We start from the raw sequence: 15,148 nt of genomic DNA, 5'->3' as shown, positions 1-15,148 counted from the left end.
TCGGTCGCGCCCGCAACGGTCTGAGCCGGCTTGGGCCGGGACCACATCGCGGGTGTTCCCGGGCAGTCCGGACCGGTCGATGCGCGGGTTCCGGTCAGCCGGACTTCGCGCTCGGCCGCCGGTGCAGCAGGTCGAAGCGGGACCACATCGCCTCCGCCGCCTCGATCGACGCGCTCGTGCGCGCCGGGTCCACCGCCGCGAGCTGGGCCACGATCGCCTGGACCAGGGCCATCCCCGCGGTCAGCGACGGGAAGAACGTCACGCCCTCCGCCGGCACCAGCAGCACCTGCTCCGCCGCTTCCGCCAGGGCCGGGCTGGCCGCGTCCGTGATCGCGAAGACCCGCGCTCCGCGATGCCGGGCCTCGTTCGCCGCCAGGACCGTGCTCTCGTACAGGCGCCAGAAGCTGATCGCCACCAGGACGTCGTCCGCCGTCAGCTTGGCCGTCTGGTTGGCCAGTTCCGCGTCGCCCGCCGTGATCGCGTGGACGTCGTAGCCCGCCAAGCGCGCGTTGTGCGCGAGCGCGATCCCCACCGCCGCGTAGCTTCCGTCCGCGATCACCAGTGTGCGGCGGGCCGCCGCCATCGCCTGGGCGACCGTCCGCAGCACCGGCTCGTCGAACCGCCGGTTCAGCAGCGCGAGGCTGTCGAGGTCGCGCCGCAGCGACGCCGAACCCGGTGAGTCGACGCCGCGGTGCTCCTCCGCGACCTGCGGTGCGCTCAGCGACGACAGGTACCGGGCCCGCAGCTCCTGCTGCAGCGCCGGCCAGCCGGCGAAGCCCAGCGCCTGGGCCGTGCGCGTCACCGTCGCGACGTTGACGCCGGCCAGTTGGGCCAGCTCGGCCGTCGATCCGAACGACGCCCGCCGTGGCTGGGACACCAGGACTTCCAGCACGGCGGCCGATTTCGGGCGCAGGCCGCGCTCGGGCAGCCGGTCGCGCAGCCACGCCTCGAAACCGTCGTCGGTCTCCGCCACCTCGGCGCCTCCCCTCAGGTCGGGTGAACCGTAACCCACCGAGTTTTGCAACAAACATTGCAGTTTCGCCTAAATGCAGTTTATGTTGTCGACACTCCCCGACGGAAGGCGTTCCCCATGACGCTGCTGGCTCGACTGGACCGGCTCCCGCTGAGCCGTCCCCACTACAAACTGCTGCTCATCGGCGGGCTCGGCTACACCTTCGACGGCATGGACTCGGCGGTCGTCGCCTTCCTGCTGCCCAGCGCCAAGGCCGCGTGGCACCTCGACAACGGCCAGCTCGGCCTGATCGGCTCCGCGACGCCGTTCGGCTTCCTCTTCGGCGCCATCGCGGCCGGCCTGCTCGGCGACCGGATCGGCCGCAAGAAGGTCATGATGTACGCGCTGGCCTTCTACGCGTTGTTCTCCGTCGTCGCGTCCTTCTCGCCGAACTACGAGGTCTTCCTCGGCGCCCGCGTGCTCGCCGGGGCGGGCGCCGGCGCCGAGAGCGCGATCATCGCGCCCTTCCTGTCCGAGTTCGTCCCGGCCAAGCGGCGCGGCTGGTTCGTCGGCGCGCTCGCCGGGTTCTTCTCCTTCGGCTTCGTCGCGGCCGCGCTGATCGGGCGGTTCGTCGTGCCGTCGTTCGACGAAGGCTGGCGGGTCGCGCAGCTGGTCACCGCGCTGCCGATCGTCATGCTGCTGTGGTGGCGCCGGTCCCTGCCCGAATCGCCGCGGTTCCTGCTCGCGCACGGGCGGGCCGCCGAGGCCGAGAACGTCGTCGCGAGGATCGAGCGGGACGTCGAGAAGGCCACCGGCACCACCCTGCCGCCGGTGCCGCCGGCCGACGCCCAACCGGCGACCGAGACGCCGAAGGTGAACCTCTTCAGCGCGCTGAAGTTCCTGTGGAGCCCCGCGATGCGCCGCCGGACGGCGGTGATCTGGACCGTCTGGTTCGTGATCACCTTCTCCTACTACGGCTTCTTCTCGTGGATCCCGACGCTGCTCGTGGAACGCGGCATCACGGTGACGAAGAGCTTCGAGTTCTCGATCATCATCTACCTGGCCCAGGTGCCCGGGTACTTCTCGGCCGCGTGGCTGTCCGAACGGCTCGACCGCAAGCACACCATCGCCCTCTACCTGGCCGGCTCGGCGGTGAGCGCGTTCTGGCTCAGCCAGACGAGCACGCCGTGGTCGATCACCCTCGCCGGGGCGGTGCTGTCCTTCTTCCTCAACGGCACCTACGCCGGGGTGTACTCCTACACGCCCGAGGTGTTCCCGACCTGGATCCGGGCCAGCGGCACCGGCCTGTCCAGCGCGTTCGGCCGGGTCGGCAGCATCCTCGCGCCGACGATCATCGGCCTGTCCGCGGCGAGCCTCGGCTTCGCCGGCGTCTTCGGGCTGACGACGGCGGTGCTGGCCGCCGGGGTGCTCTGCGTGCTCGTCTTCGGCTTGTCGACCGCGGGCCGCTCGCTGGAGGAACTGACCGAACACGGCGCCCCGAAGGCCGCCGCGAAGGAGATGACGAAGTGAGCCTGTCCACTGTGGAGGAACGGGTGCGCGCCGAGCTCGGTGTCCGGCTGTTCACGGTGCTGGCGTGGATCCCCGGACGCCGGGCGCTGCGCCGCGTGCACAGCAGCCACCCGGCCGAGTACCCGGTCGGCGGGGAGAAGACGGTCGAGGTCGCGGCGGGCTGGCTCGAGAAGTGCGTCACCGCGCAGGAACCGTACTTCGGGCCGGACCGGGCGGCGGTGCGGGAGATCTTCGCCGACCACGAGCTGATCGAGTCGCTCGGCTGCGGCTCGATCATCAACGTGCCCGTGATCGACGGCGGCCGGACGCTCGGGGTGCTCAACATCCTCGACGCGGAAGGCGCCTACGACGAAGCTTCCGTACGAAAAGCCGAATCGCTCGCGCCACTCGCCGTGCCGGCGCTCAAGGAGGAACAGTGAACCTGCTGCTGCGCAACGCCCGCCTGCTGGACCCGGCGTCCGGCGAGTACACCGAGGGTGACCTCCGGTGCGCCGACGGCCGGATCGCCGAGGTCGGGCCCGGCCTGACCGCACCCGGCGTACCCGCGCTGGACCTGCGCGGCGCGGTCGTGCTGCCCGGGCTGGTCGACGCGCACGTGCACGTCACGGCGTCGACCGCGGACCTGGGTTCGCTGTCGTCGGCGTCACCGAACTACGTGGCCGCGCACGCCGCCCGCACGATGAGCCGGATGCTCGACCGCGGGTTCACCACGGTCCGCGACGCCTCGGGCGCCGACTTCGGCCTCGCCGACGCCCAGGCGGAAGGGCTGTTCGGCGGCCCGCGGCTGCTGTTCTGCGGGCGCGCGCTGAGCCAGACCGGCGGCCACGGCGACAGCCGCACCCGCGGCACCCAGGTGAAGGACGACCACCCGTGCTGCGCGGGCCTGGGCCGGGTGGCCGACGGCGAGGACGCGGTCCGCGCCGCGGCCCGCGACGAGCTGCGCAAGGGCGCCCACCACATCAAGGTGATGGCCTCGGGTGGCGTGGCGTCCCCGACCGACCGCATCGACTCGACCCAGTACTCGGCCGGCGAACTGCGCGCGATCGTCGAGGAAGCCGAGGCGGCCAACCGGTACGTGGCCGCGCACGCGTACACGGCCCGCGCCGTGAACCGCGCCCTGGAGCTGGGCGTCCGGTCGATCGAGCACGGCAACCTCCTCGACGACCGCAGCGTTTCGCTCTTCCTCGAGCACGACGCCTTCCTCGTGCCCACCTTGGTGACGTACTGGGCCCTGAAGGAGGAGGGCCGCGAGCACGGGCTGCCGGAATCGAGCTGGCGCAAGGTGGACGACGTCCTCGGCGCGGGCCTGGAGGCCCTGGACCGCGCGGCCCGCGGCGGCGTCAAGCTGGTCTACGGCACGGACCTGCTCGGCGGCATGCACCGCCACCAGAACCACGAGTTCCGCCTGCGCGCCGAGGTCCAGTCCCCGCTGGCGGTCCTCCGCTCGGCCACCTCGACGGCGGCGGAGCTGCTGAACCTCACCGGCGAGATCGGGACGCTGGCGGTCGGCGCGCACGCCGACCTGCTGGTGGTGGCCGGGGATCCGCTGGCGGACATCGGGATCCTGGCCGAGCCGGAGAAGTTCCACCACGTCATCCAGGGCGGCGAGGTGGTGTCCGGCTGACTACCAGTTCCGCACCGCGGGCGCGTACCCCGCCGGCTTGTCGCCGATCTTCAGCTCCGGGCTGACGATCCAGTGCTGGTAGGCCGGGGTGAACATCCGGTACACCGACGCCGGCGGGACCGCGCTCGCCTCGTCGAGCAGCGCGCGCAGCTCGGCCGGGATCTCGAAGTCCAGCGCGGCCATGCTCTTGCCGAGCTGGTCCGCGCTGCTCGCGCCGACGATCGCCGCCGCGATGCCGGGCTGGGTGGCCACCCAGTTGATCGCCACCTGGGCCATCGTCACGCCCAGCTGGAGAGCCACCTCCTCCAGCGGCTTGAGCAGCTGCCGGTCGCGGTCGGTCCACGTCGGGGCGTCGCTGAGGCGGCCCGTGCCGCCGTCGCGGTACTTGCCGGTCAGGAAGCCGCCCGCCAGGGGGCTCCACGCCGTGACGCCGAGGCCCAGCGCCTGTCCCATGGGGACGTGCTCGGTCTCGATCTCCCGCTGCACCAGCGAATACGGCAGCTGGAGGTTGACCATCGGCGCCAGCGCGTGCGCCTCGGTGAGGGTCTGCGCCCGCGCCGCGTACCAGCTCGGGACGTCGGACAGGCCCGGGTAGCGGATCTTGCCCGCGCGGACGAGGTCGTCGAACGTGCGCACCACCTCCTCGACCGGGGTGATCCGGTCCCAGGTGTGCAGCAGGAACACGTCGACGTGGTCGGTGCCCAGCCGGCGCAGGGACGCTTCGAGCGCGCGGACCATGTGCTTGCGCCCGTTGCCGCCGGCGTTGGGGTCGGCCGGGTCGACGCTGTTGGTGAACTTGGTGGTGAGCACCACGCGGTCGCGGACCCCGGCCTCGGCGATGAGCTTGCCGAGGATCGTCTCGCTCTCGCCCGCGGTGTAGAAGTCCGCCGTGTCCACGAAGTTGCCGCCCTCTTCGAGGTACTTCCGGAAGATGGGGCGGGCCTCGTCGGGGGTTTTGCCGTAGGCGGCGTGGAAGCCGCCGGTGCCGAAGTTCATCGTGCCCAGGGCGAGCCGGCTGACGCGCAGGCCGGAGCGGCCGAGGAGGTAGTACTGGTCGAGTGCCATGACTTCAGCGTGCCGAGCGGTTTTTGGACCCGCAAGTCCAGTCCGCGAGCGCCCTGGGGTGACGCTCGCGGACCGGAGTTCAGCGGCAGCGGTAGCTCGACGCCGTGGCCGGGTCACCGCCGGTGTAGCGCGAAACCCGCGGCAACGGGCACAGGTCGCGCGTCCTGCCGTCGGCGGACGCCGCCGTCAGCGTCGCCGGCGCCTTGCCGTGCTCGACCCAGTCGACCAGCTGCCCGAGCGCGTTCGTCGGCTCCGGGCCGCCACCGCCGAAGCAGTGCTCGACGCCGGGGGCGAGGAACAGCCGGTAGAAGTCGTTCACCCGCTGCGCGCCGCCCATCGTCCGCTCCACCTGCGTGCGGTAGGAAAGCGTGCCGCCCGGCGGGATCAGCTGGTCGTTCGCGCCGACGAAGGTGATCAGCTTGCCGCCGGCCCGGCGGAACGCCGACAGGTCCGGGTCCGACGTGCCGATGACGCCGTCGTACTCGCGCACCGACTGGCGGAACAGGGCCGCGAACTGCGCGTACGTGAGCTTCGAGGTGTCGAAGTCGGCCTGCTTCTCCAGGAACGACTGCACCCACTTGACGGCCACCGGGAAGCCCGGCGCGGTCAGCGTGCCGTCCGGTCCCGGCTGGGTGCCGGCCAGCCAGGTGAAGTCGGCGCCCTTCGGCAGCCCGGCCCACAGCCTGCGGCCGTGCTCGTCGGTCGGGCCGGCCCAGATCTTGCGCACCACCTCGGCGTCCGCGGCCGTGACGGTGACCTCCTGGCCGTCGCAGACCAGCTTCGTCCCGACGAGGGTGCGCGGGTCGTAGCTGCATTCGTCCGGCCGGTCGACGATGCCGTTCGTGACGCCGTCCTTCGCGTCGCACGCCTGGACCGCCGCCGTTCGGAACGCCGAAAGCACGCAGGGGCTGGGGAAGTCGTGGCTGGAGTTCATCACGACCTGCGGCCAGAGGGTCGCGACCGCGAACTGCGTCCAGTCGACGGCCGGGGCGTTGGCCAGGATGCCGTCGAAGTCCTCCGGGTACTTCTGGGCTTCGGAGTAGCCCTGGCGGCCACCCGTCGAGCAGCCGGTCCAGTACGAGTACGAGACCGGGCGTTGGTAGTACCGCTGGGTGACGGCCTTGCCGACCACGGCCGCTTCGTGCACCGACCGGGTGGCGAAGTTGGTCAGGAGCGTCTGGTCGACGTGGCCGTCGTTCAGCGCCCACGACGTGTCGAGGCCGTTCAGGGACACCCCGGCGTCGGTCGTCACGGCGGCGTAGCCGTCCTTGGCCGCCTGGGGGAGCGCGTCGAAGTTGCCGGCGGCGTAGGCGCTGCCGCCGAGGGCCTGGAGCCGGCCGTTCCAGCCGGTGTCCGGCAGGGCCACGGCGACCTTGACGTGGTCCGCGCCGGTGTGGGTCAGGGTGACGGTGATCGAGCAGTACGACGGCTGGGCCGCCGCCTGCACGGACTCGATCTTGGCGCCCGGCGGGGCGGGCACCGCGACGGCGGCGCACGGGGCCGGGGTTGCTGCCGAGGCGGCCGGCTGCGTGACGGTGGTCAGCAGGAGCGGCACGGCGGCAGCGAGAAGGAGGCGTTTCATCTGTCTCTCCGGTCGCTGGTCATTGCGGGGGAACGGTAGGGGCGAGGCGGCGGGCCCGGCGCCCGTCGGATGACGCTGCCGGCGTACGTCACTCGGCCGTGAGCTGCGGAAACAGGCGTTGGGTAAGGTCGTTTCCATGGCGCTGAGCGGACGGGACACCGAGCTGAAGGAGCTGGGCGAGCTCGTCGACGGCCCGGAGGACCGCAGCGGCGTGGTCATCCGGGGCGAGGCGGGCATCGGCAAGTCCGCGCTGGTCGCCTGCACGGCCGCGGCGGCGTCGGTGGCGGGGTTGCGGGTGCTGCGCACGACCGGCGCGGAGGCGGAGCGGAACCTGGCCTACGCCGGGCTGCACCAGCTGCTGTACCCGGTCCGGGCCGGCGTGGCGGAGCTCCCCGCGCCGCAGCGCGACGCCCTGCAGACGGCGCTGGGGCTGGCCTCGGGGGCCGAGCCGAGTGCGTACCTGGTCGGGCTGGCGGCGCTGACGCTGCTGGCCGAGGAGGCGGCGGTGAAGCCGCTGCTGCTGGTGGCGGAGGACGTGCAGTGGCTGGACCGGGCGAGCGCGGACGTGCTGGCGTTCGTGGCCCGGCGGATCGAGACCGAGCCGATCGTCCTGGTGGCGACCCTGCGCGACGGGGCGGAGTCCCCGCTCCTGGCGGCGGGCCTGGCGTCGATGGTGCTGGACCGGCTCCCGGCCGACGCGGCGGCGGAGGTGCTGGATGCGGTGGCACCGCGGCTCGCCCCGGCGGTCCGGACGCGGCTGCTGGCCGAGGCGGCGGGATTGCCGCTGGCGTTGACGGAGCTGCCCGCCGCGGTGGCGCAGCTGGACGGGCTGGATCCGGTGCTGCCGCTGACCGAGCGGCTGGAGCGGACGTTCACGGCCCGGGTGGCGGCGCTGCCCGAGGCGACGCGGACGGCGCTGCTGGTGGCGGCGCTGAACGAGACGACATCGTTGGCGGAGACCCTGACGGCGACCGGCGCGCTGCTCGGCCCGGATGAGCCGGCCTCGCTGCCGGAAGCCGGTCAGGAGGAGCTTGCCCCCGCCTCCGGGACCTGCGCCGACCCCGCCGTCCTCGCCCCCGCCGTCGAAGCGCGGCTGGTCGAGCTCTCCGCCGGGGCCGTGACCTTCCGGCACCCGCTCATGCGGTCGGCCATCCCCGCCTCCGCCACCCCGCTCGAGGTTCGGAACGCGCACCTCGCGCTCGTCGAAGCCCTGGAAGACCAGCCCGATCGGCGTGCCTGGCACCAAGCCGCGGCCACCGCGGGGCCCGACGAAACCGTCGCCGCCGAACTCGAACGCACCGCCGAACGGGCCCGGTTCCGGGGCGGGGCCGCCGCCGCGATCGCCGCTCTCGAACAGGCGGCCCGGCTCAGTGAGCGGCCGGACCACCGAGCCGACCGGCTGCTGCTGGCCGCCGAGCTGGCCGTCGAATCCGGCCGGCGGGAGACCGCCGAACGCCTGGTCCACGCGGCCAACCCCGCCGATCCCCGGCGCCGGGCCACCGCCGGACGGCTGCTCAGCGAGTTCGAAGACGGCGTCCGCGAAGACCCCGCCCGCGTCGCCGAACTCGCCCGGACCGCGGCCGCCGTCGCGGCGGACGGGCAGCACGACGCCGCCACGCGGATCCTGTGGAGCGCCGCCATGCGCTGCTTCTGGACCGAACCCGGTCCGGAGGCGAGGCGAGCTCTCCTGGACGTGGCCGATCGGCTGCCCATCCCGGAAACCGACCCGCGGATCGTCGCCGTCACCGCGTACGTCGCCCCTTTCGAACGCGGCGAGGCCGTCCTGGGCCACCTGCGGGAGCTGGTCGCGAAAACCGGCGCGGATCCCGAGGTCGACCGGTACCTCGGCAGCGCCGCGCTGCAGGTCGGCGCCTTCGACCTCGCCGCCCGGTTCTCCGCCGCCGCGGCGCCCGGCCTGCGGGCCCAGGGCCGGCTGGGTCTGTTGCCGCGGGCGCTGGCCGTCCAGGCGTGGAGCCGCGTCCGGCTCGGCGACCTCGCCGGGGCCGTGCCCGCCGCGGCGGAGGCGGCCCGGTTCGCCCGGGAGACCGGCCAGCCGTTCATGGCCGGGCTCGCCACCGCGGTCCAGGCCGAAATCGCCGCCCTGCGCGGCGAGCACAAGCAGGCGAAGGCGCTCGCCGACGAGGCCGAACGTGCCGGGCTCGCGGCCGGGGCCCGGCCCGTGCTGGCCACCGTGCAGCTCACGCGGGGGCTGACCGGCCTCGGCGAAGGCCGGTTCGAGGACGCCTTCGCCGACCTGCGCCGGCTGCTCGACCCGGCCGACCCCGCCTACCAGCTGGCGTTGCGCACGTACTGCCTCGCCGAACTCACCGAAGCCGCGGTCCGGGCCGGGCGGACCGGCGAGCTGCGCGATGTCGTGGCCGAGCTCGAGTGCCTGGACACGCCGTCACCCGCCCTGCACATCGGCCTCCGGTACGCGCGGGCCGTGCTCGACCCGAGCGACGAGCGGTTCGCCGCGGCGCTCGACGCCGACCTGACCGGCTGGCCCGCCGAACGCGGCCGGGTCCACCTGGCCTTCGGCGAGTGGCTGCGGCGGCAGCGGCGGGTCGTCGAATCGCGGACGCACCTGCGCACCGCCCGCAAGACGTTCGACGCGCTCGGCATGGCTGCCTGGGCCGACCGGGCCCGCCGCGAGCTGCGCAGCGCGGGTGAGTCGAGCCCGAACCGCGGCCCGGACGCCCGCGACAAGCTCACCCCGCACGAACTCAGCATCGCGCAGCTGGCCGCCGAAGGGCTGACGAACCGGGAGATCGGGCAGCGGCTGTACCTTTCGCACCGGACCGTCGGCACCCACCTGCACCGGATCTTCCCCAAGCTGGGCGTGAGCTCGCGCGCCGACCTCGCCGGGATGCTGAAGACCCTCGAAGGGTGACGTACACCGGCTGCGTCACCTGACGGGCGCGAAGGTCACCAACCTGCCCCTAACGTCGTGAAAGTCCCACCGTCTTTCGCGCAGGAGCAGCAGATGATCAGCAGGAGAAGGTTCGGCCAGGCGTTCGCGGCCGGGCTCGCGGCGACGTCCCTGGCGGCCTGTTCGCAGGGCACCACCGCGGCTCCGGTTGCGGCACCCGACCTGCGGGCCGGCTCCGGGGAGCACACCTCGCTCGGGCCGGTCAAGCAGGCCGACGCGGGGGCGCTGAGCATGGCCTACCACGAGTTCGGGCCGTCCGGCGGGCAGCCGGTGGTGCTGCTGCACGGCTGGCCGTACGACCCGTACAGCTACGTCGACGTCGCACCGGTCCTGGCCGGTGCCGGCTACCGGGTGATCGTCCCCTACCTGCGCGGTTACGGGCCGACGGTGTTCAAGTCCGCCGAAACCGTCCGCAACGGCCAGCAGACGGCCGTCGCGCTCGACGTCGTCGCCCTGCTGGACGCGCTCAAGATCGACAAGGCCGTCTTCGGCGGCTACGACTGGGGCGGCCGGACCGTCGACATCATCGCCGCGCTGTGGCCGGAGCGCTGCAAAGCCATCGTCGCGGTGAGCGGGTACATCGTCACGAACCTGGCGGCGAACCAGCAGCCGCTGGCCCCGCAGGCCGAACTCGGCTGGTGGTACCAGTACTACTTCGCGACCGAGCGCGGCCGCGCCGGCTACGCGGCCAACCGCCACGACTTCAACAAGCTGATCTGGAAGACCGCGTCGCCGGCCTGGCACTTCGACGACGCGACCTACGACCGCAGCGCGGCGGCCTTCGACAACCCCGACCACGTCGCCATCGTGATCCACAACTACCGCTGGCGGCTGAGCCTCGCCCCGGGCGAGCCGCAGTACGAGGCGTACGAACAGAAACTGGCCGCGGGCGCGACCATCGGCGTCCCGTCGATCACGATCGGCAGCGACTTCGACGGCGCGGCCAAGGACGGCAAGGCCTACCGCGCGAAGTTCACCGGCAAGTACGAACACCGCGTCTTCGACGGCATCGGCCACAACGTGCCCCAGGAGGCACCGCGGCCGTTCGCCCAGGCGATCGTCGACGCGGACCGGATGTGAGGAAGGGGGCCCGGGAAACCGGGCCCCCTTCCTCAGCGCGTCGCGCGGTGGATGACGTCGACCACGGCGTCCGGCGCCGCCGAGGCGATCGCGTGCGGCGAGTCGGCCTCGGTGATCGACGCGTGGGCGCGCCGGGCCTCGAAGTGTTCCGCCGCCGGGGGAATCGCCTGGTCCCGGGTGGCCACCAGGGCGTACTTGCGGATGTTCGCCGGCGCGGTCGCGGTGATCTTCTCGTCGAAGGCCGCGGCCAGGATCGGGCGCTGGCCCGCCGCCGCGACGGCCGTGTCGAGCGCCGGGAGACCCGCGGCGAACAGCGAGGGGTAGCTCGCCGCGTTCACGAACAGCTCCGGACCCACCGCGTGCGTCGTCGACGGGCCGAGGAGCGACCCCGGGAACTGCGCGTTGAGCTGCCCGGCCGTCTCACCCGCCTCCGGGATGAACGCCGCCGCGTAGACCAGGGCCCGCACGTCGGCCGTCCGGCCGGCCAGCTCGCTGATCAGCAAGCCGCCGTAGGAATGCCCGACGAGGATCTTCGGCCCCGCGACCGAGTCGAGCACCCCGTGCAGGGAAGCGACATCCGCCGCGATCCCGCGCAGCGGAACCGCGGGCGCGAGCACCGGGTAGTGCTCGGCCAGCAGCCGCCGGGTGACCGGCGCCCACGCGGACGCGTCCTCGAACGCGCCGTGCACCAGCACGACCGTCGGCTTCGGGTGCGAAGGCGCGGCGGCGCCGGGGGAAGCGGCGGTGAGCACACCCGCCCCGGCGACCGCCGCGGCCGCCAGGGCGATGAGGGCGCGCTTCATCGGGCGACCGTCGCGTCGAGGGTGACCTCGATGTTGCCGCGGGTGGCCTTCGAGTACGGGCAGACCTGGTGCGCGCCCTGGACGAGCTCGTCGGCGGTGGCCTGGTCGATGCCCGTCGCCTCCAGGTGCAGCACGGCGCTGAGCTCGAACTCGCCCGCCTCGGTGTCGTGGTGCAGGGTCACCTCGGCGACCACGGCGAGGTCGTTCAGCGGCACCTTCTTCGCGCCCGCGACCCGGCGCACCGCCCCGACGAAGCAGGACGCCCAGCCCGCCGCGAACAGCTGCTCCGGGTTGGTGCCGTCGCCCGCGCCGCCGAAGGCCTTGGGCACGGCGAGGGTGACGTCGAGCGCGCCGTCGTCGGAGCTCGCGCGCCCGCCGTTGCGGCCCTCCGCGGTGGAGGTGGCGACGGCGGTGTAGGTCACTTCGGGCATGGGGTTCCTTTCGGCGGGTGACGGCACCACGCTAGGAATCCCGAGGTGGCCGCGGCGACCGTCGCCCGACGTCACCCGTGTACGTCACCGCAGCCTGCCGTCCGCCAGCCGCAGCCACCGGTCGATCCCGATCTCCGCGAGGAAGCGTTCGTCGTGGCTGACGACGACGAACGCGCCGCGGAACGCCGTCAGCGCGCTTTCCAGCTGCCCGGTGCCGACCAGGTCGAGGTTGTTCGTCGGCTCGTCCAGCAACAGCAGCTGCGGCGCCGGTTCGGCGAACAGGACGCAGGCGAGCGTGGCGCGCAGCCGTTCCCCGCCGGAGAGAGCACCGGCAGGCAGGTGCACCCGTGACCCGCGGAACAGGAAGCGGGCCAGCAGGTTCATCCGCTGCGCGGCCGGCAGCGCCGGCGCGGCCGCCGCGAGGTTTTCGGCGACGCTGCGGTCGTCGTCCAGCAGGTCGAGGCGCTGGGACAGGAAGGCGATCCGGCCGTCGGCGCGGGTGAGCGTGCCGCCGTCGGGCTCGAGGTCGCCGTTCACCAGCCGCAGCAGGGTCGACTTCCCGGCGCCGTTGGGGCCGGTGAGCGCGATCCGCTCGGGGCCGCGGATCGCCAGGTCGGCGCCCTCGCCGAAGAGACCGCGTACCCGCAGGCCTTCGCCGAGGAAGAGCGTGCGGCCCGCCGGGACTTCCGTCTGCGGCAGCTGAAGGCTGAGCTTCTGCTCGGTGCGCAGTTCGCGTTCCGCCTGGTCGAGCTTGGCTTTCGCGGCGTCGACGCGGGCGGCGTGGGTACCGTCCGCCTTGGCCGCCGACTCCTGCGCGTTGCGCTTCATCGTGCCGGCGAAGATCTTGGGCAGGCCGGCGTTGCCGAGGTTGCGCGACGCGGTGCTCGCGCGGCGGGCGGCGCGCTCGCGGGCCTGCTGCATCTCCCGCTTCTCGCGCTTGACCTCCTGTTCGGCGGTGCGGATGTGCTTCTCGGCGACCTCGCGCGCGGCCCGGACGGCTTCTTCGTAGGCGGTGAAGTTGCCGCCGTGGAACCGGATTTCGCCGCCGTGCAGCTCGGCGATCCGGTCCATCCGGTCGAGCAGGGCCCGGTCGTGGCTGACCACCAGCAGGCAGCCGGAGAAGTCGTCGAGCACGGTGTGGAGCTTGTAGCGCGCTTCGGCGTCCAGGTTGTTGGTGGGTTCGTCGAGCAGCAGCACGTCCGGGCGCTTCAGCAGTTGCGCGGCGAGGCCCAGCGAAACGATCTGGCCGCCGCTGAGGGTGCTCAGCGTGCGGTCGAGCCCGACGTCGGCGAGGCCGAGGCGGTCGAGCTGGGCGCGGGTGCGTTCCTCGATGTCCCAGTCGGTGCCGATGGTGGTGAAGTGCGCTTCGCCGACGTCACCGGACTCGACGGCGGCGATGGCGTCCAGAACCGGGGCCACACCGAGGATTTCGGCGACCGACGGCTCCCCGCTCAGCGGCAGGTCCTGCGGGAGGTAGCCGAGCAGGCCGCCGGTGGTGACGCTGCCGGCGGAGGGCTTCAGGACCCCGGCGACGAGCTTGAGCAGCGTCGTCTTGCCGGAGCCGTTCGGGGCGACGAGGCCGGTGCGGCCGCTCGCGAAGGTGGCGGACAAGCGGTCGAAGACGGGGGTGTCGTCGGGCCAGGAGAAGGACAGGCCGGACAGCACGATTTCGGACATGGCGAAGACCTCGGAGGTGTGGAGGCGGAAAAGGGGACGTCGACGGCGGCCCGCACCGGCACTGCCGGGGGCCTGCGCACTCCGGGGCTACCCGGAGATGTCGACGTCACCTGCCACGCTGGTCTCCTCCGTGTGGATCTTCCCCTCGACGATAGCAGGGTTGTCCGCCCGGGCCCCGGGTAACCGCCCCGGATGCGCATCGTGGTGACCGGAGCGACCGGCAACATCGGGACCGGGGTCGTGCGCGCGTTGGACGCGGACCCGCAGGTCGAAGCCATCGCCAAGCTGGCCAGACGGCCGGCCGAGGGCGTGGTGACGGCCGACGTCGAGCGCGACGACCTCGTGCCGCTCTTCCGCGGTGCCGACGCGGTCGTGCACCTGGCGTGGCTGTTCCAGCCCACCCGGCGTCCCGAGCGGACGTGGCGCGCGAACGTCCTCGGCTCGATGCGCGTGTTCGAGGCGGCGGCCACGGCGGGGGTGCCCAAGCTCGTCTACACGTCGTCGATCGGGGCGTACTCGCCGCGGGTGGACGACGAGCCGGTGGCCGAGGACTGGCCGACGCACGGCTGGCCCGGGGCGGCGTACACGCGGGAAAAGGCCTATCTGGAGCGGTACCTGGACGCGTTCGAGGGCCGGCACCCGGAGCTCGACGTGGTCCGGATGCGGCCGGGGTTCGTCTTCCAGCGCAGTGCCGCGACGGAGCAGCGCCGCCTGTTCGCCGGGCCGTTCGTGCCGGGTTCGCTGGTGCGGCTGGTCCCGGTGCTGCCCGACATCCGCGGGTTGCGGTTCCAGATCGTGCACACCGACGACCTGGCCGACGCGGTCCGCCGCGCGGTGACGCGGCCGGTGCGCGGGGCGTTCAACATCGCGACCGGTCCCGTGGTGGACCCGCGGTTCGCGGCGAAGCTGCTGGGCGCCCGCACGATCCCGGTCCCGGCGGCCGCGGTCCGCGCGGCGGTCGACGCGGCCTGGCGCCTGCACGTGATCCCGGCGACTCCCGGCCTGTTCGACGCGGTCATGCGGCTGCCGGTCATGGACACGAGCCGCGCGGAGTCCGAATTGGACTGGCAACCGGCCCGGGATGCCGCCGGCACGCTCGAGGAATTCCTGGCGGGGCTGCGGGAGGGCGCGGGTGCGGACACGGCACCGCTGGCCCCGGACCGGCACCGGCGGCACGAAATCGCGACGGGCGTGGGTCGCAAGCCCTAGGCGAGTTCGGCCGAAACGACCGACGGCAGTGCGCGCAGCCGGTCGAGCAGCGGGGCGGTCTCTTCGGCCGCGAGCAGGACGGCGCAGACCATGCTGCTCTCGCGGACCCCGTCCTTGACGTCGACGGACAGTTCGTGGACGGGCCGCCCTTCGAGGGCACCGACGAGCGCGGGGATCGTTTCGGTACCGCCGACGAAGTAGGTGGCGATGCGGCGGCGCAGCAGCATGGCCGAGCGGGGCGCGGGAACGGCGAACGAAGTGGACAT

The 15,148-nt window shown here is 73.1% G+C and carries 13 protein-coding genes; 6 read left to right on the top strand and 7 right to left on the bottom strand.

What is annotated here, in order from left to right:
- Positions 1-94: 94 nt before the first annotated feature.
- Complete coding sequence (locus ACWEGE_RS33540; RefSeq protein WP_449664476.1) at positions 95-973, bottom strand: MurR/RpiR family transcriptional regulator; 879 nt, start codon at positions 971-973, stop codon at positions 95-97.
- Positions 974-1,090: 117 nt separating this feature from the next.
- Between ACWEGE_RS33540 and ACWEGE_RS33535 the strand changes: the two genes are divergently transcribed.
- From ACWEGE_RS33535 to ACWEGE_RS33525, 3 genes are read left to right on the top strand one after another with little or no spacing between them, the layout of a single operon-like run.
- Positions 1,091-2,482, top strand: coding sequence for an MFS transporter (locus ACWEGE_RS33535; protein ID WP_449664475.1), 1,392 nt, complete (start codon positions 1,091-1,093; stop codon positions 2,480-2,482).
- Positions 2,479-2,901, top strand: coding sequence for a GAF domain-containing protein (locus ACWEGE_RS33530; protein WP_449664474.1), 423 nt, complete (start codon positions 2,479-2,481; stop codon positions 2,899-2,901). The genes ACWEGE_RS33535 and ACWEGE_RS33530 overlap by 4 nt, the downstream gene beginning before the upstream one ends.
- A complete protein-coding gene (locus ACWEGE_RS33525; RefSeq protein ID WP_449664473.1) occupies positions 2,898-4,106 on the top strand; it encodes an amidohydrolase family protein in 1,209 nt (402 codons plus the stop codon). Before ACWEGE_RS33530 ends, ACWEGE_RS33525 begins: the two co-directional genes overlap by 4 nt.
- Here the strand turns inward: ACWEGE_RS33525 and ACWEGE_RS33520 are convergent, their stop codons facing one another.
- Positions 4,107-5,171, bottom strand: a complete 1,065-nt coding sequence (locus tag ACWEGE_RS33520) for an aldo/keto reductase (RefSeq protein ID WP_449664472.1) — start codon at positions 5,169-5,171, stop codon at positions 4,107-4,109. It abuts the gene before it with no gap.
- A gap of 79 nt (positions 5,172-5,250) precedes the next feature.
- A complete protein-coding gene (locus tag ACWEGE_RS33515) occupies positions 5,251-6,753 on the bottom strand; it encodes a tannase/feruloyl esterase family alpha/beta hydrolase (RefSeq protein ID WP_449664471.1) in 1,503 nt (500 codons plus the stop codon).
- Positions 6,754-6,889: 136 nt separating this feature from the next.
- Here ACWEGE_RS33515 and ACWEGE_RS33510 point away from each other — a divergent pair, with 136 nt between their 5' ends.
- Together ACWEGE_RS33510 and ACWEGE_RS33505 are read left to right on the top strand one after the other, a co-directional pair.
- A complete protein-coding gene (locus tag ACWEGE_RS33510) occupies positions 6,890-9,643 on the top strand; it encodes an AAA family ATPase (protein WP_449664470.1) in 2,754 nt (917 codons plus the stop codon).
- Between the two features lie 93 nt (positions 9,644-9,736).
- Positions 9,737-10,762: an alpha/beta fold hydrolase gene (locus tag ACWEGE_RS33505; RefSeq protein WP_449664469.1), complete on the top strand. Its 1,026-nt coding sequence runs from the start codon at positions 9,737-9,739 to the stop codon at positions 10,760-10,762.
- Between the two features lie 32 nt (positions 10,763-10,794).
- Here ACWEGE_RS33505 and ACWEGE_RS33500 read toward each other — a convergent pair whose 3' ends face one another.
- The 3 genes from ACWEGE_RS33500 to ACWEGE_RS33490 form a co-directional block, all read right to left on the bottom strand.
- Entirely contained in the window at positions 10,795-11,565 is a 771-nt protein-coding gene (locus tag ACWEGE_RS33500; RefSeq protein ID WP_449664468.1) for an alpha/beta fold hydrolase, read from the bottom strand.
- On the bottom strand, positions 11,562-11,996 hold the full coding sequence (locus tag ACWEGE_RS33495) for an organic hydroperoxide resistance protein (protein WP_449664467.1): 435 nt from the start codon (positions 11,994-11,996) through the stop codon (positions 11,562-11,564). The genes ACWEGE_RS33500 and ACWEGE_RS33495 overlap by 4 nt, the downstream gene beginning before the upstream one ends.
- Before the next feature lie 84 nt (positions 11,997-12,080).
- Entirely contained in the window at positions 12,081-13,673 is a 1,593-nt protein-coding gene (locus ACWEGE_RS33490) for an ABC-F family ATP-binding cassette domain-containing protein (protein WP_449664466.1), read from the bottom strand.
- 192 nt (positions 13,674-13,865) lie between these two features.
- On the opposite strand from ACWEGE_RS33490, the gene ACWEGE_RS33485 reads away from it, so the two are divergent.
- The gene (locus tag ACWEGE_RS33485; protein WP_449664465.1) at positions 13,866-14,882 is read left to right on the top strand and encodes an NAD-dependent epimerase/dehydratase family protein; all 1,017 of its coding nucleotides are present in this window, start codon (positions 13,866-13,868) and stop codon (positions 14,880-14,882) included.
- On the opposite strand, the gene ACWEGE_RS33480 is transcribed toward ACWEGE_RS33485, so the two are convergent.
- Positions 14,879-15,148, bottom strand: coding sequence for a hypothetical protein (locus tag ACWEGE_RS33480; RefSeq protein WP_449664464.1), 270 nt, complete (start codon positions 15,146-15,148; stop codon positions 14,879-14,881). The two genes, ACWEGE_RS33485 and ACWEGE_RS33480, sit on opposite strands and share 4 nt — an antisense overlap.

The organism is Amycolatopsis sp. NPDC004747 (genome assembly GCF_053601335.1).
Note: the sequence above shows the minus strand (reverse complement) of the source record. Positions and strands in the feature narration are given on the sequence as shown.

Excerpts from the sequence above, each read along its gene's own strand:
- ACWEGE_RS33505 (WP_449664469.1), top strand. The coding sequence starts at position 9,737 with ATGATCAGCAGGAGAAGGTTCGGCCAGGCGTTCGCGGCCGGGCTCGCG.
- ACWEGE_RS33480 (WP_449664464.1), bottom strand. The coding sequence starts at position 15,148 with ATGTCCACTTCGTTCGCCGTTCCCGCGCCCCGCTCGGCCATGCTGCTG.
- ACWEGE_RS33490 (WP_449664466.1), bottom strand. The coding sequence starts at position 13,673 with ATGTCCGAAATCGTGCTGTCCGGCCTGTCCTTCTCCTGGCCCGACGAC.
- ACWEGE_RS33485 (WP_449664465.1), top strand. The coding sequence starts at position 13,866 with ATGCGCATCGTGGTGACCGGAGCGACCGGCAACATCGGGACCGGGGTC.
- ACWEGE_RS33500 (WP_449664468.1), bottom strand. The coding sequence starts at position 11,565 with ATGAAGCGCGCCCTCATCGCCCTGGCGGCCGCGGCGGTCGCCGGGGCG.
- ACWEGE_RS33495 (WP_449664467.1), bottom strand. The coding sequence starts at position 11,996 with ATGCCCGAAGTGACCTACACCGCCGTCGCCACCTCCACCGCGGAGGGC.
- ACWEGE_RS33520 (WP_449664472.1), bottom strand. The coding sequence starts at position 5,171 with ATGGCACTCGACCAGTACTACCTCCTCGGCCGCTCCGGCCTGCGCGTC.
- ACWEGE_RS33515 (WP_449664471.1), bottom strand. The coding sequence starts at position 6,753 with ATGAAACGCCTCCTTCTCGCTGCCGCCGTGCCGCTCCTGCTGACCACC.
- ACWEGE_RS33510 (WP_449664470.1), top strand. The coding sequence starts at position 6,890 with ATGGCGCTGAGCGGACGGGACACCGAGCTGAAGGAGCTGGGCGAGCTC.
- ACWEGE_RS33535 (WP_449664475.1), top strand. The coding sequence starts at position 1,091 with ATGACGCTGCTGGCTCGACTGGACCGGCTCCCGCTGAGCCGTCCCCAC.